22 protein-coding genes and 1 rRNA gene are annotated in these 25,093 nt (G+C 47.3%); 14 read left to right on the top strand and 9 right to left on the bottom strand.

Features of this window, described 5'->3' with window-relative positions:
• The 9 genes from EDM56_RS22555 to dnaA form a co-directional block, all read right to left on the bottom strand.
• A 16S ribosomal RNA gene (locus EDM56_RS22555) occupies positions 1-82 on the bottom strand; the annotation flags it as partial.
• Between the two features lie 410 nt (positions 83-492).
• The gene (locus EDM56_RS22550) at positions 493-1,581 is read right to left on the bottom strand and encodes an HD-GYP domain-containing protein (protein WP_122920179.1); all 1,089 of its coding nucleotides are present in this window, start codon (positions 1,579-1,581) and stop codon (positions 493-495) included.
• Between the two features lie 147 nt (positions 1,582-1,728).
• A complete protein-coding gene (gene gyrA, locus EDM56_RS22545; protein ID WP_122920178.1) occupies positions 1,729-4,236 on the bottom strand; it encodes a DNA gyrase subunit A in 2,508 nt (835 codons plus the stop codon).
• Between the two features lie 680 nt (positions 4,237-4,916).
• Complete coding sequence (gene gyrB / locus EDM56_RS22540; protein ID WP_122920177.1) at positions 4,917-6,842, bottom strand: DNA topoisomerase (ATP-hydrolyzing) subunit B; 1,926 nt, start codon at positions 6,840-6,842, stop codon at positions 4,917-4,919.
• A complete protein-coding gene (remB, locus tag EDM56_RS22535) occupies positions 6,842-7,135 on the bottom strand; it encodes an extracellular matrix regulator RemB (protein ID WP_122920176.1) in 294 nt (97 codons plus the stop codon). Before remB ends, gyrB begins: the two co-directional genes overlap by 1 nt.
• Positions 7,136-7,154: 19 nt before the next feature.
• Entirely contained in the window at positions 7,155-8,264 is a 1,110-nt protein-coding gene (gene recF / locus EDM56_RS22530; RefSeq protein WP_122920175.1) for a DNA replication/repair protein RecF, read from the bottom strand.
• A gap of 16 nt (positions 8,265-8,280) precedes the next feature.
• The gene (gene yaaA / locus EDM56_RS22525) at positions 8,281-8,499 is read right to left on the bottom strand and encodes a S4 domain-containing protein YaaA (protein ID WP_122920174.1); all 219 of its coding nucleotides are present in this window, start codon (positions 8,497-8,499) and stop codon (positions 8,281-8,283) included.
• A gap of 47 nt (positions 8,500-8,546) precedes the next feature.
• The gene (gene dnaN, locus EDM56_RS22520) at positions 8,547-9,686 is read right to left on the bottom strand and encodes a DNA polymerase III subunit beta (protein ID WP_122920173.1); all 1,140 of its coding nucleotides are present in this window, start codon (positions 9,684-9,686) and stop codon (positions 8,547-8,549) included.
• A gap of 356 nt (positions 9,687-10,042) precedes the next feature.
• Entirely contained in the window at positions 10,043-11,404 is a 1,362-nt protein-coding gene (dnaA, locus tag EDM56_RS22515; protein WP_122920172.1) for a chromosomal replication initiator protein DnaA, read from the bottom strand.
• Positions 11,405-11,912: 508 nt separating this feature from the next.
• Here dnaA and rpmH point away from each other — a divergent pair.
• The 14 genes from rpmH to EDM56_RS22445 all read left to right on the top strand — a co-directional run bounded on the left by rpmH (position 11,913) and on the right by EDM56_RS22445 (position 24,797).
• The gene (rpmH, locus tag EDM56_RS22510) at positions 11,913-12,047 is read left to right on the top strand and encodes a 50S ribosomal protein L34 (protein ID WP_122920171.1); all 135 of its coding nucleotides are present in this window, start codon (positions 11,913-11,915) and stop codon (positions 12,045-12,047) included.
• Between the two features lie 124 nt (positions 12,048-12,171).
• Positions 12,172-12,564: a ribonuclease P protein component gene (gene rnpA, locus EDM56_RS22505; RefSeq protein WP_122920170.1), complete on the top strand. Its 393-nt coding sequence runs from the start codon at positions 12,172-12,174 to the stop codon at positions 12,562-12,564.
• A gap of 6 nt (positions 12,565-12,570) precedes the next feature.
• Entirely contained in the window at positions 12,571-12,810 is a 240-nt protein-coding gene (gene yidD, locus EDM56_RS22500; protein WP_122920169.1) for a membrane protein insertion efficiency factor YidD, read from the top strand.
• 17 nt (positions 12,811-12,827) lie between these two features.
• Positions 12,828-13,574 (top strand): membrane protein insertase YidC, encoded by a 747-nt coding sequence (yidC, locus tag EDM56_RS22495; RefSeq protein WP_122920192.1) that lies wholly within the window; start codon positions 12,828-12,830, stop codon positions 13,572-13,574.
• Positions 13,571-14,194 (top strand): RNA-binding cell elongation regulator Jag/EloR, encoded by a 624-nt coding sequence (jag, locus tag EDM56_RS22490; protein WP_122920168.1) that lies wholly within the window; start codon positions 13,571-13,573, stop codon positions 14,192-14,194. The genes yidC and jag overlap by 4 nt, the downstream gene beginning before the upstream one ends.
• 280 nt (positions 14,195-14,474) lie before the next feature.
• On the top strand, positions 14,475-15,851 hold the full coding sequence (mnmE, locus tag EDM56_RS22485; RefSeq protein WP_122920191.1) for a tRNA uridine-5-carboxymethylaminomethyl(34) synthesis GTPase MnmE: 1,377 nt from the start codon (positions 14,475-14,477) through the stop codon (positions 15,849-15,851).
• Positions 15,852-15,863: 12 nt separating this feature from the next.
• A complete protein-coding gene (gene mnmG, locus EDM56_RS22480) occupies positions 15,864-17,771 on the top strand; it encodes a tRNA uridine-5-carboxymethylaminomethyl(34) synthesis enzyme MnmG (protein ID WP_122920167.1) in 1,908 nt (635 codons plus the stop codon).
• Positions 17,772-17,782: 11 nt separating this feature from the next.
• Entirely contained in the window at positions 17,783-18,499 is a 717-nt protein-coding gene (gene rsmG, locus EDM56_RS22475; protein WP_122920166.1) for a 16S rRNA (guanine(527)-N(7))-methyltransferase RsmG, read from the top strand.
• 264 nt (positions 18,500-18,763) lie between these two features.
• The gene (locus EDM56_RS22470) at positions 18,764-19,315 is read left to right on the top strand and encodes an MgtC/SapB family protein (protein ID WP_122920165.1); all 552 of its coding nucleotides are present in this window, start codon (positions 18,764-18,766) and stop codon (positions 19,313-19,315) included.
• A gap of 605 nt (positions 19,316-19,920) precedes the next feature.
• Positions 19,921-20,766, top strand: coding sequence for a nucleoid occlusion protein (gene noc, locus EDM56_RS22465; RefSeq protein ID WP_122920164.1), 846 nt, complete (start codon positions 19,921-19,923; stop codon positions 20,764-20,766).
• Positions 20,767-21,271: 505 nt separating this feature from the next.
• Positions 21,272-22,030 carry a ParA family protein gene (locus EDM56_RS22460; protein ID WP_122920163.1) on the top strand — a complete coding sequence of 253 codons (759 nt, stop codon included), beginning with the start codon at positions 21,272-21,274 and terminating at the stop codon, positions 22,028-22,030.
• Positions 22,027-22,869 (top strand): ParB/RepB/Spo0J family partition protein, encoded by an 843-nt coding sequence (locus EDM56_RS22455; protein ID WP_122920162.1) that lies wholly within the window; start codon positions 22,027-22,029, stop codon positions 22,867-22,869. The genes EDM56_RS22460 and EDM56_RS22455 overlap by 4 nt, the downstream gene beginning before the upstream one ends.
• 23 nt (positions 22,870-22,892) lie before the next feature.
• Positions 22,893-24,044: an aminotransferase class V-fold PLP-dependent enzyme gene (locus tag EDM56_RS22450; RefSeq protein ID WP_122920161.1), complete on the top strand. Its 1,152-nt coding sequence runs from the start codon at positions 22,893-22,895 to the stop codon at positions 24,042-24,044.
• Between the two features lie 36 nt (positions 24,045-24,080).
• Positions 24,081-24,797, top strand: a complete 717-nt coding sequence (locus EDM56_RS22445) for a DUF554 domain-containing protein (protein WP_122920160.1) — start codon at positions 24,081-24,083, stop codon at positions 24,795-24,797.
• Positions 24,798-25,093 lie beyond the last annotated feature (296 nt).

The raw sequence follows: 25,093 nt of genomic DNA, 5'->3' as shown, positions 1-25,093 counted from the left end.
CCCCCGAAGGGACTCGCTCGACTTGCATGTATTAGGCACGCCGCCAGCGTTCGTCCTGAGCCAGGATCAAACTCTCCATTAAAGTTGAGTTGAAGCTGATTCCAAGACTTGCTTGGCTTGTTACATTATGTGATGTCACTTGGACAATCACGTTATCTTTTCGCTTTCGCTGTTCAGTTTTCAAAGAGCATTTCGTTGTAGTCGTTCTCGCTAACTTTTTCGTTAACCTCTCGGCTACTTTTATAATATAGCATACAGCCTATCTTAGAGTCAATAGTGAAATTAAAAGTTTTTCATCTCTAGTAAAACCCTATTAACTCGTAGTTTCCGTATACTATCATATGAACGGCTTCCAAGCAAGGCGCTTTACCCATTCTCTCACAACCCCCTGATTGACCAGACGTTTTCTATTACCAAGCTCCCACTCCAAAAATAGAGAAAAGCCACCCGACAATAGAGTCAGATGGCCTGGATCTTTAAATGAATGATTTTCTAGATAACTTTCATAATCGATAAGTGCCGTGAATCTGCTAAATTGATAATTTTCCCGTTCACCTCAACCATTGGTCGGGTCGGGTTATTGCGATCTGTAAATATAATCTTGGCAATCGAGCCATCACTTAATTCAACAACGGTCCCACTTGAGAACTGGGTAATCCCTTCAACAAATGTATGCACGATCTTAGGATCAAGTTTACCATAGCTGTCTTTCATCAATTGCTCGACAACCACATAAGGGGATACTGCCTTTTGATAAACACGTTCGGAACACATCGCATGATATACATCAGCGACAGCTACGATTTTACTATAAAGATGCAGCTGACTTCCCTTTAATCCCATCGGATACCCGGAGCCATCTTCCCTCTCATGATGCTGTAGGGCTGCGAGTGCTACACCTTCGTTCAACCCAGGGGACGACTTGATGATTTGGTAGCCATAAACCGTATGCTTCTTCATCTCATCAAACTCTTCAACGGTAAGCTTCCCAGGCTTCACTAAAATTTTTCGATCAATTTTGGTTTTTCCGATATCTAGCAGGGTACCGGCCAGTGAAACCTGCATCCATTCCTTCTCAGGCACCTTCATCCATTTTGCGATGACATAAGCGAGCATCCCTACTGCAATGGAATGTTCATAGATATAGCTGTCGACGTTCGATACCTTACTTAAGGCCAATAAAATATTCGGCTGCTCCTGCACCTTCTGCAATAGCGGTGATACCACTTCCCGTAATTCCATGACCGGTACGTTTTCTCCGCCCTGAACTCTATGCAGCAGATGTTTCACCGAGGAAACGGCTTTATCGAACTTTTGCTCGAACTCCTTTTTCCCCACTACAGCTTGGCTGATGCCCTTTGCGCTTTTGTCTTCCCTGCTCTCCGCCTTCTCGTCCTTCTTGTCCGATTTGGCAGCATCCTCTTCCACTGAAACGTCCTTTATTAAAAAAGCTTCCAGCAGCTCCATTTCTCTTTCAAATACAAGCGTTCCCTTTGGAAACAATAGCCCACCAAGTGAAGTATGGACATCCTCGCCAAGTTTCGCTCCATAAGGGATATGCTTGATAGCGCAGATGGGCATTATGATCCTCCTGTACTAGTATCATCCGTTGTTTGAGTAATTTAATACTACTCTTTTCCTGTAATCGTGACAATACGCGATGCATGGGTAAAAGAAAAAAGAGGAAAGAAGCTAGCTAGCTCCTTTCCCCTCTGGAAACAACAACTTTTATTCTTCTGTTTCGGGGGTGTCGGGAGCTTCTATCGCTTCCTCAACCCCTCCCTCGCGATCATCTTCAATCGCTTCATCTTCTTCCTCGCTACTGGCTACTTTGGCGACGGACACAACTTCTTCGTTGTCATCTAATCGTACCAGTTTAACCCCTTGCGTGTAACGACCCATCACCGAAATTCCGGCGATTTCCGTCCGGATGATCAGGCCAGAGGATGTTATCAGCATCAGGTCTGTTCCTGGCTCCACGATCTTCAGACCAATCACATACCCGCTGCGGTCCGTTACATTATGCGTCTTGATCCCTTTCCCGCCGCGGGACTGCAGGCGGTATTCCGAGATCGGTGTGCGTTTACCATAGCCGTATGCAGTGACAATTAAAACTTCTGCATTCTCCTTGATGACGTCCATATCGATGACATCATCGTCATCGTCGAGCGTAATCCCTTTTACTCCGGTTGCATTGCGGCCCATGCTTCGTGCGTCATTTTCCTTAAAGCGGACAGACATCCCCTTCTTGGTTCCCATGATGATCTCTTGCTCACCATCGGTTAAACGAACGCCGATCAGCTCGTCATCTTCACGCAGATTGACTGCAATCAAGCCAACTTTGCGGATGTTGTCGAACGAGGAAAGCTCTGTTTTCTTAATAACGCCCTTCTTGGTCGCAAAGAACAAGAATTGATCGTCGCGGAACTCTCTGACCGGAATGACCGTCGTGACGCGTTCCCCTTTTTCAAGCTGAATCAGGTTGATAATCGGGGTTCCTTTTGCTGTCCGGCTCAAGTCCGGGATTTCGTAGCATTTCAGACGATACACTTTCCCCAGGTTCGTAAAGAAGAGCAAGTAGTCGTGCGTGCTGGTAATGTTGAGATGCTCGACGAAGTCGTCATCCTTCGCACTGATTCCCTGTACACCGCGACCGCCCCGCTTCTGGCTGCGGTAAGTGGAAGACGGCAAGCGTTTAACGTAGCCGGTGTGGGTTAGCGTTACAACCACTTCTTCTTCCGGAATCAGGTCCTCGTCCTCGATCACATCTTCTCCGATCGTAATGATCGTACGGCGATCATCGCCGAATTTATCCTGGATCTCACTGATTTCATCACGAATAATGGCGTAGATTTTGCCTTCATCCGCCAAAATCGCGCGGTATTCCGCGATTTTAGTCAGCAGCTCCTGGTACTCGTTCTCGATTTTCTCCCGTTCCAAACCGGTCAAGCGTTGCAGACGCATATCCAGAATCGCCTGTGCCTGGATTTCGGACAAAGCAAAGCGTGACATCAATCCTTCGCGCGCTTCATCGCCTGTTTGCGATGCGCGGATCAAGCTGATGATTTCATCGATATGGTCCAGCGCAATGCGCAAACCTTCCAAAATGTGCGCGCGGGCTTCCGCTTGACGCAGATCGTACTCGGTCCGTTTGCGGATAATTTCGCGCTGATGTTCCAAATAATAAAAGATCATATCGCGCAAATTAAGCACGCGCGGACGGTTGTTAACCAGTGCCAGCATGTTCACGCCAAAGGTACTTTGCATTTGCGTATGCTTGAACAAATTGTTCAGCACGACTTTTGGCACAACATCGCGGCGCAGCTCGATCACGATCCGCATACCTTTACGGTCGGACTCATCGCGCAAATCGGTGATTCCATCGATTTTCTTTTCGCGAACCAGCTCGGCGATCTTTTCGACCAATCTAGCCTTGTTTACCTGGAACGGAATTTCAGTTACAATGATTCGCGCTTTTCCCTTGTTTTCTTCAATCAAGGTTTTTGCACGCATCGTGATCGACCCACGACCCGTTTCATAGGCACGGCGAATGCCGCTATAGCCGAGGATTTCACCCGCTGTTGGGAAATCCGGCCCTTTAATGATTTTCATCAGCTCGGCGACAGTGATGTTCGGGTTATCGATCATCGCCACAACGCCATCGATTACCTCAGTCAGGTTATGCGGTGGGATGTTGGTTGCCATACCGACGGCGATACCGCCAGAGCCGTTGACCAACAGATTCGGAAAACGGGATGGCAAAACAACCGGTTCGTCTTGCCGGCCGTCATAGTTGGGGACGAAATTAACTGTTTCTTTTTCGATATCGCGCAGCAGTTCAAGCGAGAGCTTGGACATGCGCGACTCGGTATAACGCATCGCAGCGGGCGGGTCTCCGTCGACGGAACCAAAGTTCCCTTGACCTTCAACCTGCAGGTATCGAGTGTTAAAATCTTGCGCCATCCGCACCATAGCCTCATAGATCGAGGAGTCACCATGTGGATGGTATTTCGCCATAACTTCCCCGACAACGTTTGCCGACTTACGGAACCCTTTGTCAGGTGTAAGTCCCATATCATGCATAGCATATAAAATCCGACGGTGTACCGGCTTTAAGCCATCGCGAATATCAGGCAGCGCCCGGCTCACGATAACGCTCATCGCATAGCTAATAAAGGACTCGCGCATTTCTTGACTTATATCAATTTTAGGAAACCGAGATGCTTCTTCAGCCATAGAGAATAAACCTCCAAATGGTTCTCACATCTAGCTATTATAACATATTTTATTTCCCCACGTCCAAGTCTGACGAAAGAAAGAAAAAACAGGCAAATATCCCTTGTCGCTTTTTGACAAGGGAAGAAGTGATTGTGCACGGTGAGATTCTTTTATAATTTGACCAGCTTCTCCAAATCGAATCGGCGAACAGTCGCCTTAGCATCTAGAGAAAGTTTGGCGGCAACGGCAGCGATACGCAATAATCGTTTCATGGTAACTTCCTCCCGTATCTCGGTTATGCAACCATCATATCGCGGGAGGACAAGTCGCTTCTATCGGTTTACCTTTCAATTCTCTTACAAAGCTGTAAGCTTGCCGCACCCCCTCAAAATTACCATATTTTTTCAGTGATAGCCGGCAAGTCTTCTTTGGAAACCGTCGGTGATAACGAGCTTACCCTATAGAGTAAGTTAGCCCTTTCGTTAAAAATATCAAGAAATTTATACTCTTTTCCGTTCTCTCCGCCACCAATTTCTCGATTTGCTCCTTATCCACGTCTGCTCACCTCCCTTTGTCAGGTATAACAAGTGCATAACCCATTTCGTGATACAGTAGTAAAAATTACCTTGAACAAAAAGAAAAAAGCGGCCGCATATATACGACCGCTTTGTCTTATGCTGCCTCTGTGAAATTACACATTAAATGTCCAAATCCCGGATCGTTTTGGAATAGCCTTCGATGAATTCGCGGCGGGGCTCTACTTCATCCCCCATCAAAGTTTCAAACACCATATCCGCATCCATCGCATCTTCCAAACTGACCTGCAGCAAGGTCCGAACGCTCGGGTCCATCGTGGTTTCCCACAGCTGCTCGGCATTCATCTCACCCAGTCCTTTGTAACGCTGAATCCCAGGCTTAGGAACAGGCTTCATCGTCTCCAAAATTTGATCGCGCTGCGCATCGGTATACGCATAATGGACCGTTTTGCCTTGCTTAATTTGATAGAGTGGCGGCTGGGCAATATAGATATAGCCTTCCTCGATCAATTGGCGCATGTAACGGTAGAAGAAGGTCAACAACAAGGTACGGATGTGCGAACCATCGACGTCGGCGTCCGTCATGATAACCGTTTTGTGGTAACGAGCTTTGGCAATATCGAAATCTTCCCCGATCCCTGTGCCGATCGCGGTAATGATCATCCGGATCTCATTGTTGGACAAAATTTTATCCAAACGCGCTTTCTCGACGTTCAACACTTTTCCGCGCAGTGGCAAAATAGCCTGGAAGTGACGATCGCGGCCCATTTTTGCTGAACCACCCGCGGAGTCCCCCTCGACGATGAACAATTCAGATTCGGAAGCATCTTTGGAGGAACAGTCAGCCAGTTTACCCGGCAACGCGCTTACCTCAAGCGCATTTTTGCGACGGGTCAGCTCACGCGCTTTCCGCGCCGCCTCGCGCGCCCGAGCAGCCATAAGCGCTTTTTCCACAACCTTCTTAGCTACAGAGGGATTTTCCTCCATGAACGCAGAAAAACGCTCGCCAAAAATGGACTCCGTGATGCTCCGCGCTTCAGAGTTACCCAGTTTCGTCTTCGTCTGCCCTTCGAATTGCGGCTCCGGAATTTTCACAGAAATGATCGCGGTAATACCTTCCCGCACGTCATCGCCGGAAAGATTCTGGTCTTTCTCTTTCAAAAAGTTAAACTTGCGACTGTAATCGTTAATCACGCGGGTCAGCGCAGCCTTGAATCCGGCCTCGTGTGTTCCGCCCTCGTGTGTATTGATATTATTGGCAAAAGAGTAGATGTTGCTGACATAGCTGTCATTGTATTGAATCGCAACCTCTACCATGAGGCCTTCCTTCTCGCCTTCGCAGTAGATGACCTCTTCATGCATCTTCTCGCGGTTTTTGTTCAAATACTCAACAAACGAGATAATGCCGCCTTCATAATAAAACTCCTCGGTCCGCTCTTGGCCGGGGCGTTGGTCGTGCAAAACGATGCGTAAGCCTTTGTTCAGGAATGCCAGCTCGCGGATCCGCTTTTGCAAAATCTCATATTCATAAACGGTGGTTTCCGTAAAAATGGTCGGGTCCGGCTTGAACGTAACGATCGTTCCCGTTTCTTCCGTCTCGCCCACAACAGCAAGTTCTGATTCTGGAGCACCGATGTTAAAACGCATTTTAAAAATCTTGCCTTGTTGCTTAACTTCTACTTCCATCCATTCGGACAAAGCGTTTACAACCGAGCTACCTACACCATGCAGACCACCCGACACTTTGTAACCGCCGCCGCCAAACTTACCGCCGGCGTGCAGTACGGTCAAAACAGTCTCAACTGTCGATTTGCCCGTTTTTTCGTGAATGCCGGTTGGAATCCCACGGCCATTGTCCGTTACGCTGATGATATTGTCCGGCAAAATCCTGACATGGATTTCGGTACAGTATCCTGCAAGCGCCTCGTCGATCGCATTATCGACTATTTCCCAAACCAGATGATGCAAGCCACGGCCACTTGTCGAGCCGATATACATCCCCGGGCGTTTACGTACAGCTTCCAATCCTTCTAAGACCTGTATCTGACTGGCATCGTAGCTATTTTCTTTTTCAGTTGCTTGATCCACTACTCTGTCAACTCCTCACTTTCAGTTTCTACAGAAGGGAATTGGTCCAGGCTGTTCACGAACTGAGCTCGCCGCTTTAGCGTAAGTGAAGAAATCGGCGAACAGTAAATGGCGTCTTTGGTAATGACAAAGGATTTGACCTCTTCCGCCGCCTCATCGATGACTCGTTTTTTCTTCCGCTCCTCATCAATGAATCGCTTCGTCACTTTTGACATTTTTACCGTCTGATGGTCAAGGATGGAAATCACGTCCTTAGTGCTCACAACAGTATCTCCACCAATGTGAATAAACATGCCTCAACACCTTGACTTTCTAGGAAATTTTCCCTTCTCTCACGTAATGCCGCGCAGCCTGCTGAAGCACCTGATGCTTCAATCCTTCCACACCTGTCGAGCTGACAAACGTCTGGACTTTATCCTGAATCGTTTCCAGCAGCAATGTTTGACGGTGCTCATCTAACTCTGACAATACGTCGTCCAACAACAAAACCGGGTACTCGCCGACCTCTTCTTTGATCAGCTCGATTTCAGCAAGCTTCAGAGACAATGCGGCCGTTCGCTGTTGACCCTGTGAACCAAATGTTTGAACATCTATTCCGTTTATTCGCAAGGAAAAATCATCGCGGTGGGGCCCGATCAATGTACTGCCCCGCTGTTTTTCCCTTTCCAGCATTTCTTCATAGGCTGTGTGAAGCGTATCTGCCGCCTGCTGGGGATTCATTTCAGCAGTGACGGGGGTCGTGTTCTCATAGTGAAGAGTCAGTTCCTCTTTACCATCGGTGATCCCGGCATGAATACTTTTCGCCCAAGCCTCCAATTTCCCGATATACTCAAACCGTTTCTGTAGTAATTTTACCGCTAAATCAGCCAATTGGGTATTCCAAATTGATAACATGTCAGCGGAGATGTTCTTCTTGATGATCATGTCTTTCAATAGCTGATTTTTTTGTTGGAGCACTTTGTTGTAGTTGCTCAAGTAATGGAGATAGGTGCGCGAAACTTGACCGATTTCCATATCGATGAACCGGCGGCGTTGGGCAGGTGCGCCTTTGACGATTGCCAGATCCTCCGGCGCGAACATGACCACATTCAACGCCCCGACAAACTCGCTCAGTTTTTGCTGCTCCAATCCATTGATTTTGGCCCTTTTTCCCTTCGAAGTCAATTGAATCTCTAAACGAACAGAACCGTAGCGACGTTCGATGTCGCTACGGACTGTTGCATAATCGGCATTCCATGAAATTAATTCCTTGTCTTTTGAGGTGCGGTGCGACTTCGCCATCGCCAACAAATAGATCGATTCCAATACGTTGGTTTTCCCTTGCGCATTATTGCCGATGAACAGCTGGATCTGACCGTCAAAAGACAAAGACATCGATTCGTAATTGCGATAGTGGGAAAGCGTCAGATTACGTAAATGCAACGCGACACCCTCCCTCTCAACGCCGGGTTACGTGAAATTCACCGAATCCGTCAATGGAGACGGTATCGTCGGGATAAAGCTTACGGCCGCGTCTGTTTTCCAGCTCTCCGTTTACTTTAATCTCAACATCGGCCAAAAATGCCTTGGCCATGCCCCCGGTATCAATGACGCCGGCCAGCTTCAAAAATTGCCCAAGAGGGATGTATTCAGTCTGAATTGCTACTGCTCTCGACATGGGAAAGCTCCTTTCATCAGGCAACCGTGATTGCTGGTTTTCGTTGTTTAGTAGGTGCGAACCGGCAAGATCAGGTGAAGAATCCAGTCGTGATCAGTCGGGCGGATGACAAACGGACTCATCGCCCCCGTGAAGCTCACGCGGATTTCACCGGAATCAAGCGAACGGAGCGCATCGATCATGTATTTCGCATTAAAGGAGATTTTCAATTCTTCTCCGTTTACCGATACAGGTGTCATCATTTCCGTTACCCGCCCGATTTCAGGAGCGTTGGAAGAAATTTCGACGTTGTTATCAGTCATTGTTACCAATCGTACCACATTTGATTTCCCTTCTCTGCTCAAAAGCGAGGCGCGTTCGATCGATTGCAGGAAATCTTTGCTGTGAACGACAACCTCTGTTTTGCTTCCTTGCGGGATGATGCGGCTTGTATCCGGATAGGTACCCTCCAGCAGACGGGAGTAGAACAGGATGTGGTTTGCTTTGATTAGAATCTGATTCTCCGCTACGACGATATCAACTACCGCTTGGTTGTCGTCGAGAATTTTCATCAACTCATTACAGCTTTTCCCCGGCACCACAACATTGTGGAAGTACAAGTCTTCTGCACATTCGACAACAGCGGAGCGACTCGCCAGGCGATGGCTGTCTGTTGCGACGAATTTTAGCTGTCCTTTTTCCAACGACCACATGATCCCCGTCAAAATCGGACGCATTTCCGATGTGGAAACGGCGAAAGAAGTTTGGCGCAGCATGGTTTTCAGCAGATCGCTTGGAATGCTGAGGACTTTCTCCTCCTCCAGTTGCGGCAGCTGTGGGAATTCGTCAGCATTCATGCCATTGATGGTGAACTCAGCTTGTCCGGAACGAATCAGTGCGGCAAATCGGTCGTCAACAGAAATTTGGATTTCATCCCCTGCCAACTTTCGTACGATTTCCCCGAAAATGCGAGCGGTCAGCACGACACTTCCTGGTTTGTGCACCGTTACGCCCCATTCTCCCGCTTCTTCAGAAGGGATTTGTACCTCAATGGATACATCGGAATCGCTTGCGGTCAATGTTAGTCCCTCATCGGTTGCTTTCAGCTTAATCCCCGTCAAAATCGGAATGGTGGTTCGAGTCGATACCGCTTTGGCAACATGGGACACCGCTGATACTAACTTATCGCGTTTGACACTTATTTGCATGGTGGACAACCTCCAGTTTGTTTGACTGCATCATGTTGATGCAATTTGTAGTGCTGCAAAATGAATCAATGAAAAAAGCATCGAGTAAACTTGTACGATACGACATTATCAAAAACGTTTCGACATCTATCGCAGCCCTTTTCAGAATCGTTTCGGATTCACCAGCATGTCTGTACTGCAACAGGTTCTAAAACAGCAGCGCGTACATATAGATATTTACTAGGTAAAAAAATAATAGTAATAGTAGGGCGTGTGGAAATGTGGATAACTCCAAAATGAACGATAAAGAGAGCCTATACACTTGTGGGTAAATTGTGCATAGGCTTTTTCATTATTCACATGGATTATCCACAATTCTAGTTGCTAGTTTTGAGTTTTTCCAACAACGTTTGAATCGTTGCCTGCAGTTGAGGATCAACGGCCAGGGATTTGGAAATTTTCTCATGGGCATGAATGACGGTCGTATGGTCGCGTCCGCCGAATTCGTCGCCAATTTTCGGCAAGGAGGCATCTGTCAGCTCACGTGATAGATACATGGCGATTTGGCGAGGATAAGCAACCGATTTCGTTCGTTTTTTCGCTTTAAAATCTTCGAGCTTGAGGCTGAATGCCTCGCCAACTGCCCGTTGTATGTCCATGATCGTTATGATGCGAGGCTTAGAAGAAGGAATAATGTCTTTCAATGCCTCAGCAGCTAGCGTAGTATCGATATCCCGATTGATCAGGGAAGAATAAGCGACGACACGAATAAGTGCACCTTCCAGCTCACGAATGTTGCTGTCGATATGATTTGCGATATAAACCATAACCTCATTGGGAATGTCGAGATTTTCCGCTTTCGCTTTTTTGCGAAGAATGGCGATGCGCGTCTCCAGATCCGGTGGCTGGATATCGGTGATCAAGCCCCATTCAAAACGGGAGCGAAGCCGGTCTTCAAGCGTTGGGATCTCTTTTGGCGGGCGGTCGGATGAAATAATGATTTGCTTGGAAGCTTCATGCAATGCGTTGAACGTATGAAAAAATTCTTCCTGCGTTTGTTCTTTCCCCGCCAGAAACTGAATATCGTCAATCAGAAGCACGTCAACACTACGGTATTTATTGCGGAACTCTACCGTTTTGTTGTCGCGAATCGAATTAATGAACTCGTTGGTGAACTTCTCGGATGAGAGGTAAACCACTTTGGCTGAAGCGTTATGCTGAATGACATAATGGCCGATGGCGTGCATCAAGTGCGTTTTGCCAAGGCCGACGCCTCCGTAAATAAACAAGGGGTTGTAGGCTTTCGCCGGTGCTTCTGCGACTGCAAGAGAGGCAGCGTGGGCGAAGCGGTTGCCGGAACCGATAACGAATGTATCAAACGTGTACTTTGGATTCAGAATACTGGGAGGCTGGTCATCAGATCCAGTCGGTTGCTGAGATACCTTAACACGCGGTGCAGGAAAGTCTTCGTTCGTGCCCGCCTCTTGGTTTTGGGGGACGACAAATTTAACTTTCATATGATTGCCCGTTGTTTCATACAATGTATCGGTTATCAGAGGGGAGTATCGCGTTTCCAGCCAGTCACGAGCGAATTCGTTCGGAGCGGCGACGATTAGAGCATCTTCCTCTAAGGTGGTTGCCTTTGTCGCTTTTAGCCATGTATCAAAACTCGGCTTACTCAGCGTTTTTTCGATCTTTTCCAGGACTTTTCGCCAAAGTTCGGATATTTGAGCATCCACCAAAAAGCCCCTCCTTTCTTTCGTAATCTAAACAAAAACAAAAAATATCATTCACACGAAATGTGGATAAATGAAATAAGATGAAAAAGGATAACTAATGAAAGAGAAAAAAAGTAGACGGTTATCCGCAGACGTGTGCATAATGAAATGCACAAGGCATTAGATTCTGTCCACAATTTTATCCACATGCTGTGGATTACTATTAGGAAGCAGATACTTATCCACTCTTCAAAACATACACATGATAACAAAAAAAATAAGCAATATCAATGGTTTTTTAAGACTTATCCACAAACACTACCACTTGTGTACGATAGATATTCACACCCCTATATTTTGTGTAAAACCTGTAGAGAAACTTGTCGAAATATGAAATGTGGATAAAAAATCTATCCACAACCGGCTGGATAAACTTGTGAGTGACGAAGGCCTCCAAACTACTTGACTTTTTGCCTATTTGTTTCTATAATCCAAAGGAATGCCTTTTAGGGACGGAGGTGTAAAAGGTATGAAGCCAAGTTTTAACCCAAATAATCGCAAACGCAAAAAAGACCATGGTTTCCGTAAGCGTATGAGCTCTAAAAACGGTCGCAAGGTCTTGGCTGCACGTCGTCGTAAAGGTAGAAAAGTTCTTTCTGCATAGGCCACAAGTTAAGTGGCCTTTTTCTATACATAAAATTAGGGAAAAAAAGAGTGAAAAATCGTCTATACTGAGTGGATGAGTTCACTTTTTTCCACTATAATGTTGATGTTAGGGGTTGTTCGCCTTGCATCATTCGCATCGGCTGAGAAAAAATGAGGAGTTTCAAGCCATTTTTCAAAAAGGAAAATCGGCCGCGAACAAGCAGTTCATCGTATATTCCTCTTTATCTGACCAAACTGGATACCGTATTGGCATCTCTGTCAGCAAAAAGCTCGGAAACGCTGTTGTGCGCAATCGGGTGAAACGACTGATCCGGGAAGCCTGCACCAGATTGGAAGATAAGATTCAAACAGGGATAGATCTGATTATCATTGCACGACCGGGCACAGAATTGATGGATTTTCAATCATTGTGCAGCTCGCTTCAGCATGCCATGAAGCGGGCAAAAGTGTTGAATGCGCAGACGCTGCCCAAAACGCACGAATCAAATGAAAAACATGACGAAAAAAGAGGATAAAACGAGATGGCTGCCGTTTTTGTCTGGCTGATCCGATTCTATCAACTCTTCATATCTCCTTTAAAGCCTCCGACTTGCCGGTTCATGCCGACTTGCTCGCACTATGCTTTGGAAGCGGTCCAAACGCACGGGGCTGTAAAGGGAGGGTGGCTTGCAGTGAAGAGAATCGGCAAGTGCCATCCGTTTCACCCGGGCGGATTCGATCCCGTCCCGTCAGAAAAGAAAAAAGGAGGACCATCTCATTGAAGAAACATCTTTTCCTTATGGTCCTGTTAGGCCTGATCGTATTGGTCTTATCGGGTTGTGGCACTAATGTTGCCAACCCGACGCCAATCGGGCCGGATGCTACCGGGATATGGGACAAGTATTTTGTGTATCCGCTTTCTTGGTTGATCAAGGAAAGCTCCATGATTTTGGGCGGAAGCTATGGATTGGGTATCTTGGTTGCTACCATCATCATTCGCTTGATTACGCTTCCTCTCATGGTGAAGCAGATCAAGAGCTCGAAGATGATGCAGGCGATTCAGCCGGAGCTCACCAAGATCCGCGAGAAACATAAAAACGACCCGCAGAAAGCACAGCAGGAAACCATGCAACTTTTCCAAAAGAACGGTGTAAACCCATTGGCCGGTTGCTTGCCGATGTTTGTGCAAATGCCGATCTTGATTGCGTTCTATCATGCGATCGTTCGTACACCGGAAATCAAGGCCCACTCGTTCTTATGGCTTGAGTTGGGTTTGAAAGACCCGTATTACATCTTGCCGATCCTCGCTGCGATTACCACGTACTTCCAGCAAAAGATGATGGGTTCGATGACATCTGCAAACAATCCGCAAATGCAGATGCTTACGGTCATGATGCCGCTGATGATCTTGGCGATTGCCGTGACATTACCATCCGCGCTGTCGCTTTACTGGGTATATGGAAACTGCTTTACGATCGTTCAAAGCTACTTCTTGTATCGCGATCGTACGCCGAAAGTAGGACCTAAGGAGGGAACCGCCAAGTGAAAAAGGTGGTGGCCATTGCAAAGACGGTTGATCTAGCTGTTCAAAAAGCCTTGTTAGAACTAGGTGTTCCACGTGAACGGGTTTCGGTCCGCGTCCTGGAAGAGCCGAGTAAGGGATTGTTCGGTTTGATCGGCACCCGAGACGCAAAAGTAGAGGTCGAGTTTCAGTATGATCCTCTTGAAGAAGGGCGCCGCTTTCTTGCAGATGTCCTGCAGCAAATGCAGGTTGAGGCCACGATCGAATCACGAAAGGCGGACGATGGCACGTTGTTTGATATCCAGGGCAAAAACCTTGGAGTCACCATCGGCCGCCGCGGTCAAACCTTGGATGCACTTCAATATCTCGTAAATGTTGTGGCGAACCGTCATGCTGAGAAACACGTCCGCATCGTCTTGGATGCAGAAAACTATCGGGCGCGCCGGAAGGAAACTTTGGAGCAGCTGGCCGACCGGATTGCCAAAAAAGCGCTTCAGATGAAACGAAACGTCCGCTTAGAGCCGATGTCTGCAGCGGAACGCAAAGTGATTCACGCTTTTTTGCAGGCCAGACCCGATGTTGTGACGTTCAGTGAAGGGGAAGAGCCGCATCGCTATATCGTTGTTGCACCAAAAGAAGCCTGATTAATCGGGCTTCTTTTTTTCGTCCCAATGGGTTCATCGTGTGAGTGTCTCTGGTTCGCCGAACTGCCGCGCCATGTTTTTAACGGATTGGTTCGGATCATACTGAGGGTAAATGGAAATGGGCAGCGGCGGACAATCGCGATGATACAATGAGAAAGCGCGATTCTTTCTCTTGCAGCACATTGTGAATAAGTGGGATGCGCTTTCGTTGCTGTCTTTTGAACGGATCATGTGATATTCTAGTTAGTTAGAGGAATTGCATTTTTTCGAGGTGAAAAAAGTGGAAATGGATACTATCGCAGCGGTCGCGACGCCGATGGGTGAGGGTGGGATCGCCGTCATCCGTGTGAGTGGGAGCGAGTCGCTGGAGATTGTGGATAAAATTTTTCGCGGCAAACAGCAGTTATCCACTGTGGATACTCATACGATCCATTACGGAAAACTGGTTGAGCCGGATAAAAATGAGGTTGTGGAAGAAGTTCTTGTTTCCGTCATGCGTGCGCCGCGAACGTTTACGCGTGAAGATGTCGTGGAGGTCAATTGCCACGGAGGGCTTGTTTCTGTGCAGCGCGTGCTGGAGTTGATCTTGTCCAGCGGGGCGAGATTGGCGGAGCCGGGTGAGTTTACGAAACGGGCGTTTTTGCATGGACGCATCGATTTGTCGCAGGCGGAAGCGGTCATGGACCTGATCCGCTCGAAAACGGATCGGGCGATGAAGGTCGCATTGTCGCAGGTAGAGGGGAAACTGTCTCGCCTGATTCGCGACTTGCGCCAGCTGTTGATTGAAGCGATGGCACACATCGAGGTCACGTTGGACTATCCGGAGCACGATGTTGAAGATTTCACGCAAAATCTGCTTCGGAACAAATGCCTGGAAGTGAAGAAAGAGATTGGCGTGTTGCTGCGAACGGCCAATCAAGGGAAAATATTGCGAGAAGGGCTGTCCACTGCGATTGTAGGGCGACCAAACGTGGGGAAATCGTCACTGCTGAACAGCCTGGTGCAGGAAGAAAAAGCGATCGTCACCGATGTGGCTGGGACAACCCGCGATGTGATTGAGGAATATGTGAACGTGCGAGGTGTACCGCTGCGGCTGATCGATACCGCAGGGATTCGTGAAACGGAAGATATCGTGGAACGCATCGGGGTTGAGAAGTCGCGCAAGCTGTTGCAGCAAGCCGATTTGATTTTGATTGTGCTGAACTACAATGAAGAGCTCCAGGCTGATGACTACGCAATTTTTGAAGCGGCGAAAGGATTGCCGGTCGTTTTGATCATCAATAAATTTGACCTGCCGCAAAAAATCGATTTGGAAGAGGTCAAAAAACACTTCCCTGATCAGCCGTTGGTGATGACCTCCGCACTTCAGGAGAGAGGGATCGACCTGTTGGAAGAGGCGATCGCAAAAATCTTTTTCAGCGGCCGCGTAGAGCAGGGCGATATGACGTATGTGAGCAATGCGCGGCATATTCACCTCTTGAAACAAGCGGCAGCCGCAATGGACGAGGCGCTTGTCGGAATCGACGACCACATGCCTGTGGATATGGTGCAGATCGACATTAAAAAGGCTTGGGAGCTTTTGGGCGAGGTTATCGGTGAAAGTGTTGGCGATGATTTGATTGACCAGATTTTCTCGCAGTTTTGTCTGGGGAAATAGGAGGAGAGCAAGATGAATACAAACTATGAAGCAGGACATTTTGACGTCATTGTCATCGGTGCGGGTCATGCCGGTTGTGAGTCCGCGCTGGCTGCAGCAAGAATGGGCTGCCAAACGTTGTTGTTGACCATTAACCTAGATGCGGTTGCCTATATGCCATGTAATCCGTCGGTCGGTGGCCCTGCCAAAGGGCATGTCGTGCGGGAAATTGACGCGTTGGGCGGCGAAATGGGCAAAAATACTGATAAAACGCACATTCAGATGCGCATGCTGAATACTGGAAAAGGCCCTGCTGTCCATGCGCTCCGTGCGCAAGCGGATAAATTCGCGTATCAGCATCAAATGAAGCAGACAATCGAAAATACGCCGAACCTGATTCTGCGTCAGGCGATGGTTGAGGAACTGATTGTGAATGACGGCGTCTGTGAGGGTGTCGTGACGCAAACAGGAGCACGTTATACAGCCAAATCGGTTGTTTTGACGACAGGAACGTATTTGCGCGGAAAAATCATCATCGGCGATTTGCAATATGAAAGCGGCCCGAACAACATGCGTCCATCGGTACGCCTGGCTCACCATCTGAAGGAATTGGGCCTGGAAATGGTGCGTTTTAAAACGGGAACGCCGCCTCGTGTGCATAAAAGCAGTGTGGATTTCTCCAAAATGGAGATCCAGCCGGGTGATGAGGAGCCGCGGGCTTTCTCTTATGAGACAACGGAATTCATTACGGATCAGCTTCCTTGCTGGTTGACGTACACCAATGAAGATACACATGGCTTGATCAACTCCAACCTGCATCGCGCGCCGATGTATTCGGGTGCAATCGAGGGAACTGGTCCACGCTATTGTCCGTCGATTGAAGATAAAGTGGTTCGCTTCAATGACAAACCACGCCATCAGATCTTCCTTGAACCGGAAGGCCGTAATACGGAAGAAATGTATGTACAAGGCCTCTCTACCAGTTTGCCGGAGGATGTTCAGCTCTCCATGCTTCGCTCGATGGAAGGGATGGAAAACGTTAAAATGATGCGCCCCGGCTATGCGATCGAATACGATGCGGTCGTACCTACACAGCTGTGGCCTTCCTTGGAAACGAAAGTGATCGAAGGGTTGTTCACCGCGGGTCAAATCAATGGAACCTCCGGCTACGAAGAAGCAGCTGGCCAAGGACTGATGGCCGGCATTAACGCCGCACGGAAAGTGCAAGGCAAAGAGCCGATCGTACTGGGCCGCGAAGAGGCGTACATCGGTGTATTGATCGATGATCTGGTTACGAAAGGGACGAGCGAGCCATACCGTTTGCTGACTTCCCGCGCAGAATATCGCTTGCTGCTGCGCCATGACAATGCGGATCTGCGTTTGACTGATATTGGCCATGAGATCGGTTTGATCAGTGAAGATCGGTACCAGCGATTCCAGGCAAAACGCGAACTGATTGAGGCGGAAAAGGAACGTTTGCATACCACTCGCGTGCGTCCTGACCAAGAAGTGGTACAGGCGATTTTGAAGGAAGTCAATTGCCCTGAGCTGACCGAGGTTATCGATTTGGCGCAAATGCTGCGTAGACCGGAGATTTCCTATGAGCATATCCACAGAATGGCGCCTGCTCCAGAAGTGCTGCCAGCAGACATTTGCGAGCAAGTGGAAATTCAAATCAAGTATGATGGCTACATCCGTAAATCTCTCCAGCAGGTCGAACGAATGAAAAAAGTGGAAGAGAAACGGATTCCGACTAACATCGATTATCAGCAAATCTCCGGCATGTCCAAAGAAGCACGGGAAAAAATGGGGAAAATCCGCCCGCTTAATATTGGGCAGGCATCGCGCATCTCCGGAGTGAATCCGGCTGACATTTCCGTGCTGATGGTCTACTTGGACCAATATCACCGTGTGCTTGCCGGCACAGGCACAGATGAATAAGGAGCGTACGGATGGATAGAGAGCAGTTTGTCACAGCCCTAGCAGAAAAGGGAATCAACCTGTCAGCTGAACAGTCGGAGCAATTCGCCACCTACTATCGCTTGCTGGTTGAGTGGAATGAAAAAATGAATTTGACCGCAATAACCGAGGAAAAGGAAGTGTACAACAAGCACTTTTATGATTCGGTTTCCGGAGCGTTTTACTTTCCGTTTGATCAAGTGGAAAGTGTAGCCGATATCGGGGGAGGCGCTGGTTTTCCCAGCGTTCCTCTCAAAATATGTTTTCCACACCTGAAAATGACGGTGATCGATTCGTTGAACAAACGAATGAACTTTTTGAATCATGTTGGCAAAGAGCTTGGCTTTACCGACTTTACGCCTACGCATGCGCGAGCGGAGGAGGCTGGACAAAACCCGAAGCTGCGTGAATCGTTCGATGTTGTTACAGCACGGGCCGTTGCGCGGCTTAATTTGCTTGCCGAGTTTTGCCTTCCTTTTGTTCGCCTGAACGGCACGTTCCTGGTGATGAAAGGAGCAGGCGCATCGATTGAGCTAGCGGAAGCCAAGAAAGCGATCAAGCTGCTCGGCGGAAAAACGCAAAAGGTAGAAACCTTTGAACTCCCGGAAGAGGCTGGAGAGCGCAACATTATCATCGTGAAAAAACAGGAAGCAACTCCAAAAACATATCCGCGTAAAGCTGGTATTCCTGCCAAAAAGCCGATTCTCTAGCAATAGACGTTACCCTTACAGACTGCAGTTCATGAACTGCAGTCTTTTTTGTACAGATAAGTATTTATAAAATTCTTATCCAGTATAAGTGCAACCGCGGCTCCGCCAAAAAGCTTGGCGTAGCCAGGTTTTCTAAGTTATTGGCGATTGTGGTGAAAAGTGAGATAATCCAGTTGAAAATAACATAACCTCCTCATTTGATGTTTGATTTAGCAAGAACGGCATATACATACTAGGGAAACCACCTAAGGGGTTGTCGAAGACATGAACGTATTGCTATCTACATTTTTTCCTCCAGAGCTACCTGTCATTTTGCTCCGACTTTTTCTCGCTTTCGTAGCCGGTGCGATTATGGGATTGGAACGGGAACGATTTAATAAAGACGTACATCGAACGAAAGCAGCTGGTTTTCGAACATACAGCTTGGTTTGTTTTGGCTCATGCTTGTTTGGGCTGGCATCGATCTACGGTTTTTCATCCAATGGAACGAACAATGACCCGGGGCGGGTTGCAGCGCAAGTTGTCACAGGTATGGGCTTTCTCGGCGCAGGGGCGATTATGAAATATAATGGGGAAGTGAAAGGGCTGACGACAGCGGCCGGCATGTGGGTCGCTTCTGCCATTGGTCTGTTATTCAGTGCGGGAATGTATGTGACAGCGATTCTTGCTGCATTTTTTGCCTATCTGGTGTTGGATTTTCATCGGTTGTTTCCTCATCTTTTTACTTTTCTTAAGGATAAGCATGTCGAGGATGAGCCGGCAGAGGAGCCAGTCAAAAAAGCGAAGGCTGGTCAAGGCGGGGATGAGGACGATTGAGAAGGATGATTGTGTTTCACGTGAAACGATAGGAGAACGGGTACTTGGTTTTGGACAGTGAGTGAAATTTGAAGGATTACCTTTTGGGGAGACTGATACCCCTTAGATATTAGAAAAATGATAGAGCGATGGGGCAGTAAAACACTGCATGTAGATGGCGGATAGAGTTTTAATAACAAATGATATGAAAAGTTCTCTGTATGATCCATGCTGAATGGAGACAGGGGACTTTTTTAATTTTCGGCAATTGGGGAACATGAGTAAGGTAATCATGAGTCGCTTAGATGACCAGGAATCCGTGAATTTTCGGGAGCAAAGAAGGAAATATGGCCACTCAGGCAGTTATAGACGGCTGGCAATCAGGAGCATAAATCATAATCCCCAAACTCAGGAGTAGTTCCTTTTTCCTGATTTCATTATGACAATTCCGCGATATGTATAAATAGGCGCTTTCTGCACTGGAAAACGCGAAATATCAAGAGAAATTCAGTGTTTTATCGTTGGGCAGAAAGAAGCTTTTCAAAGGAAAATCAGCAGGATTTTCCTGACCGAATGAAGAATTAAGAAAGCGAGTGGAACGTGTTTAGAATTGGGGGATCTTCGATATGACAGTAAAGGATCAATTTTCAAGGATGTTCGGGTTTTCTGATAAATCGGAGAATGAAGAGGTTCGTCAGATTCCTGTAGATACCATTGTTCCTAATCCCTATCAACCCCGTACAGTTTTTGATGATGAAAAGATAGACGAGCTTTGTCAAACGATACGAACGCATGGATTGATTCAACCGATCGTAGTGCGCCTGCGAAATAACCAATATGAGATTATTGCGGGCGAACGCAGATGGCGCGCAACCAAAAAGCTGGGTCTGGAGCGTATTCCCGCGATCGTAAAGGATTTAAATGATACACAGACAGCATCTATCGCATTGATTGAGAACTTGCAACGTGAGGGATTAACCGCAATTGAAGAAGCAATCGCTTATCAAAAGCTCATTGAGCTGCATTCATTGACGCAAGAAAGCCTCGCTCAACGGTTGGGTAAAGGACAATCGACCATCGCCAACAAGCTAAGGCTGCTGCACCTGCCGCAGACCGTCCAGGAGGCGCTTATGGCACGCGCCGTTACTGAGCGTCATGCGAGAGCGCTGCTGCCGTTGAAAGATACGGAATGGCAGGAGAAGGTGCTCCAAGAAATTATCGAACGGGAATTAAACGTAAAGCAAACCGAAAACCGCGTAAAACTGTTACTTGAGGCGATGGAAAACCCCAAGAACGAAAAAGAAAAGAAGCCACGTTGGAAAGCATTTTCAAGAGACACGCGTATTGCGATCAATACGGTTCGCCAATCGATCGATATGGTTATGCAAACGGGGTTGCCGGTCGAGACGAATGAAGAGGATAACGAAGAGTATTTCCAATTTACCATTCGGATTCCGAAAAAGCGTGAGTAGTGAAGAATTTCCGGCAGAAAGAGGCGGCCGGTCTTCTGATCGTGTAAGAATTTATTAAGTGCTTGCCATATAAATACCGGAACCCAAGAAGCACTTCGAAAAGACTTCTGAAAGAAGTTTTTCTTATTGTATAGGTCTTGCATTCCCGCATTCATCGAGGGAGCATTGAAGTGAAATATTGCTCAAAGACACCGAGAATATACTTATAGCAATTGCCCTTATTAGATTTATACCAGAAAGAATCGATTATCAAACATAGCTGCCGATGATAAGAACTTCGACGAGAAGTTTTTCTTTTTTCGGCCAGAAAAATGCCTTTCAGACGAGATAAATTGCGTGTTGCAAAGAAACAGCTGCACTTCTGAAGGGTAAAGCCGAAAACATACAGCAATTTATGGGTTGTTACATTCCTCAACAGCTTTTCCTATGATTTCTTCTATTTTTTAGCAATAAAGTACGTTAAGATAATAAAGTAGAAGTAGATTCGTTAAATGAGGTGGAGAAGGTGGGCAAAGTAATTGCTGTAGCCAATCAAAAAGGAGGCGTTGGGAAGACGACGACAGCCGTCAACCTGAGCGCGTGCCTCGCTTCTCTAGGGAAAAAAGTTTTGTTGGTTGATATCGACCCGCAGGGGAACGCAACCAGTGGAATTGGCGTAAATAAAGCAGATGTTCATTACTGTATTTATGATGTGCTGATTAATGATATTAGTCCGGTGGAAACGACATTGCCAACCGATGTAGAAGGATTAAAGGTGATTCCAGCTACGATTCAACTGGCAGGAGCAGAAATCGAGCTAGTGCCAACCATTTCCCGTGAAGTCCGGCTGAAGAAAGCGCTTGAAGTGGTCAAAGATAAATATGATTATGTGATCATTGATTGTCCGCCATCCCTGGGGATTTTGACAGTTAACTCTTTAACAGCTTCCGATTCGGTTTTGATTCCGATCCAATGCGAATACTATGCGCTGGAAGGATTGAGCCAGCTGCTCAATACGATCCGCCTGGTTCAAAAACACCTAAATGCGCAGCTTACCATTGAAGGCGTTCTGTTAACGATGTTGGATGCCCGCACCAATTTGGGAATACAGGTGATTGAGGAAGTGAAGAAATACTTCCAAGACAAGGTGTACCGGACCATCATTCCGCGTAACGTGAGATTGAGTGAAGCTCCTTCTCATGGACAAGCCATCATCACTTACGACCCTAGGTCCAGAGGTGCAGAAGTTTATACCGATCTGGCGAAGGAAGTGGTAGGGATATGAACAAAGGTTTAGGAAAAGGGCTTGGGGCGATTATTTCATCGAATGTTGAAGCAGAAAGTGATCAGGTGACAGAAGCTCCTGTTGCCAAAATTCGTCCAAATCCGTATCAGCCGCGCCGTGAATTCGACGCGGCTGCGTTGCAGGAATTAGCTGAGTCGATAAAGGAGCACGGCATTATTTCTCCTTTAATCGTACGGAAAAGTATAAAGGGCTTTGAATTGGTTGCAGGGGAAAGACGGTTGCGTGCAGCAAAGGAAGCAGGTCTGGCCAAGGTACCGATCATCGTCAAAGAGTATACCGATCAGCAACTCATGGAGATTGCTCTCATCGAGAATTTGCAGCGTGAAGACCTGAACCCGTTGGAAGAAGCAGAAGCGTATGAGAAATTGATCCAACATTACTCCTATACGCAGGATGCGTTAGCAAAAAAGCTAGGGAAGAGTCGCCCACATGTTTCGAACATCCTCCGTTTACTCCATTTACCTGATAAAATCAAACAACTGGTTACACAAGGAGCTTTATCGATGGGGCATGCGCGAGCACTCATTGCAGTTGAAGACCAAGAGCTGCAATGGAAGCTGGCGAATGAGACTATCACAAAAGGGTTGAGTGTCAGGCAGTTGGAAGAGCTTGTCCAGCAAATGAATGTTTCACGTGAAACGAAGGCGAAAAAGAACGCCAAGAAGGATAAGGCTTTGGTTCAGTTGGAAGAGCGCTTGCGAAATCGACTGGGCACATCGGTCCATATCAAGAAGGGCAATAAAAAAGGAAAAATAGAAATCGAATTCTTTTCCCAGGAAGACTTGGAGAGAATTTTAGAATTGCTTCAAGCCGAATAACGCGCACTTCCAAGGAGGAACACATGCGGATTATTTATTTGGATAACGCTGCTTCCACATGGCCGAAACCAGACGGTGTAAAAGAGCGGATGGCAGAAGCCATCGAAGGATATGCGGCAAATCCAGGCAGAGGCGGCCATGCATTGGCAATGAAGGCAAGTAAAGTCCTGTTCCAGACACGATTGCAAGTGTCCCGGTTATTTGGGATTAAAAACCCGAATGACCTCTTTTTTTATATGAATGCAACGCAAGCGCTGAATCAGGCGATTAAAGGGTTTGTAAAACCGGGCGATCATGTCATTACCTCGACGGTGGAACACAACTCGGTACGACGTCCACTAGAGTATTTGCGCAAGACGAAGCAGGTGGAGCTTACGTACATAGAGCCTCGAGAAAACCAGCTCTTTGATGCGCAAGATTTTCTACAAGCGATTCGTCCTGAAACGAGTTTGATTGCGATTAGCCATGCCTCTAATCTGACAGGTGTCATTCTACCGATTGAGGAAATTGGCAAGATTGCAAAAGAACGTGGCATTGCCTTTCTTGTTGATGCGTCTCAATCCGCTGGAGTATTGCCGATCGACGTGGAGGAAATGGGCATCCAAATGCTTGCTTTTCCCGGACATAAAGGCTTGTACGGGCCACAAGGAACAGGTGGCTTGTACGTGCACAGCAGCATTGACCTTGAGCCATTGATTCATGGCGGTACCGGGAGTCAGTCAGAGGCCATCGATCAGCCAACGACAAGGCCTGACAGGTACGAAAGCGGGACCGCAAACACGGTTGGTCTTGCAGGATTGCTTGCTGGAATCCAATTCGTGAATGAACAGGGGATCGAGCAGATTCACCAGCACGAGTGGGGATTGGCGAAAAAGGCAATCACGCAGCTCCTTACCATCGATGGTGTGGAGGTATATGGTCCATCCCTTGAATTGGAGAGGGTTGGCGTTATCGCGTTTAACGTGAAAGAGGCCGATGCTGCAGAAGTATCGTTCATTCTTGACCAGCAGTTCGGGATTGCAACAAGAGCAGGTTTTCATTGCACGCCATTGGGCCATCAAACCGCTGGTACCCAGCAAAGAGGGGCAGTTCGCGCGAGTTTTGGCGCATTCAATACGGAAGCAGACGTAGATGCGTTGGTTGCCGCAATTAAAGAGATAGCCGCGGCATTTTAATGACAGAGAGAGACATACACCAGGGGAAGTGTTGACATGGTATTACTAGGCACGCTGGCAAATGTGGCGGCCATCATCGTAGGGGCTTTAGCGGGAAAAGTATTATCCGGAATACCGGAAGGCATCAAAAAGACAGTGATGCACGGTTTAGGGCTTGCGGTCATTATTCTTGGGCTGAAAATGAGTTTTGAATCGAAAAATTATTTATTGATGATCATTAGCCTTGTGATAGGTACCATTCTGGGTGAACTGATCCAAATCGAGGATCGGCTCAATCAGGTAGGAAAATGGTTGGAGAAAAAGCTGGGTGGAAAAGAAGGTGGCATAGCCAACGGTTTTGTAACTGCGACGCTTGTCTATTGTGTCGGGGCCATGGCTGTACTAGGCTCCCTTGATAGCGGGTTGCGGGGAAATCACGAAGTTCTGTACACAAAATCGCTGCTCGATGGCTTTTCAGCTGTCATTTTCGCTTCGACACTCGGAATCGGTGTGCTGTTTTCGGCCATTCCGGTACTTCTTTATCAAGGATCAATCGCGCTGCTTGCGACACAAATCAATCAATTTGCTGGAGAAGACTTGATCAGCGCCATGTTGGTTGAATTGACGGGAGTTGGCGGGCTCTTGATCATTGCAATTGGGATCAATGTATTAGGTTTGTTGAAGATAAGAGTCGCAAATATGCTGCCATCTTTGTTTATCGCCGCATTCGGGGTACCGGTTGTTACGTGGTTGACAAAGCTGTTGGGATCATAAAAATGGGAAAAAGGCGAGTTCACGGTTATTGTGAGCTCGCCTTTTTTGTTTACAATAGGGTGACGGGATGGCTAAGTGTTTTGGCCAAGATGAGTAGGTGAAAACATAAATGCAGTACTGAATGGATGACGATTGATAAAGAAATGTACAAGAAAAGACGAGTGCAAAAGTCATAAGTTACAGGTACTAGATGCTAAACTCGAGTGGAGAGAGAATGGTAACAAAAGGCTCTATGGTTCACAGCGAAAGCATGAAAATAGCCACATAACAAGAATGGCTGTGCCGATAATCAAAAC

It is taken from the genome of Brevibacillus fluminis (assembly GCF_003710825.1).
GTDB lineage: Bacteria > Bacillota > Bacilli > Brevibacillales > Brevibacillaceae > Brevibacillus_D > Brevibacillus_D fluminis.
This window is presented reverse-complemented; position numbering and strand designations above follow the sequence as displayed.

Bases quoted from the DNA above. Each gene is read 5' to 3' on its own strand.
- EDM56_RS22550 (WP_122920179.1), bottom strand. From the start codon at position 1,581: ATGCCCATCTGCGCTATCAAGCATATCCCTTATGGAGCGAAACTTGGC.
- gyrA (WP_122920178.1), bottom strand. From the start codon at position 4,236: ATGGCTGAAGAAGCATCTCGGTTTCCTAAAATTGATATAAGTCAAGAA.
- remB (WP_122920176.1), bottom strand. From the start codon at position 7,135: ATGTTTATTCACATTGGTGGAGATACTGTTGTGAGCACTAAGGACGTG.
- yaaA (WP_122920174.1), bottom strand. From the start codon at position 8,499: ATGTCGAGAGCAGTAGCAATTCAGACTGAATACATCCCTCTTGGGCAA.
- dnaN (WP_122920173.1), bottom strand. From the start codon at position 9,686: ATGCAAATAAGTGTCAAACGCGATAAGTTAGTATCAGCGGTGTCCCAT.
- rpmH (WP_122920171.1), top strand. From the start codon at position 11,913: ATGAAGCCAAGTTTTAACCCAAATAATCGCAAACGCAAAAAAGACCAT.
- yidD (WP_122920169.1), top strand. From the start codon at position 12,571: ATGGCTGCCGTTTTTGTCTGGCTGATCCGATTCTATCAACTCTTCATA.
- yidC (WP_122920192.1), top strand. From the start codon at position 12,828: ATGGTCCTGTTAGGCCTGATCGTATTGGTCTTATCGGGTTGTGGCACT.
- mnmG (WP_122920167.1), top strand. From the start codon at position 15,864: ATGAATACAAACTATGAAGCAGGACATTTTGACGTCATTGTCATCGGT.
- rsmG (WP_122920166.1), top strand. From the start codon at position 17,783: ATGGATAGAGAGCAGTTTGTCACAGCCCTAGCAGAAAAGGGAATCAAC.
- EDM56_RS22470 (WP_122920165.1), top strand. From the start codon at position 18,764: ATGAACGTATTGCTATCTACATTTTTTCCTCCAGAGCTACCTGTCATT.
- noc (WP_122920164.1), top strand. From the start codon at position 19,921: ATGACAGTAAAGGATCAATTTTCAAGGATGTTCGGGTTTTCTGATAAA.
- EDM56_RS22455 (WP_122920162.1), top strand. From the start codon at position 22,027: ATGAACAAAGGTTTAGGAAAAGGGCTTGGGGCGATTATTTCATCGAAT.
- EDM56_RS22450 (WP_122920161.1), top strand. From the start codon at position 22,893: ATGCGGATTATTTATTTGGATAACGCTGCTTCCACATGGCCGAAACCA.
- EDM56_RS22445 (WP_122920160.1), top strand. From the start codon at position 24,081: ATGGTATTACTAGGCACGCTGGCAAATGTGGCGGCCATCATCGTAGGG.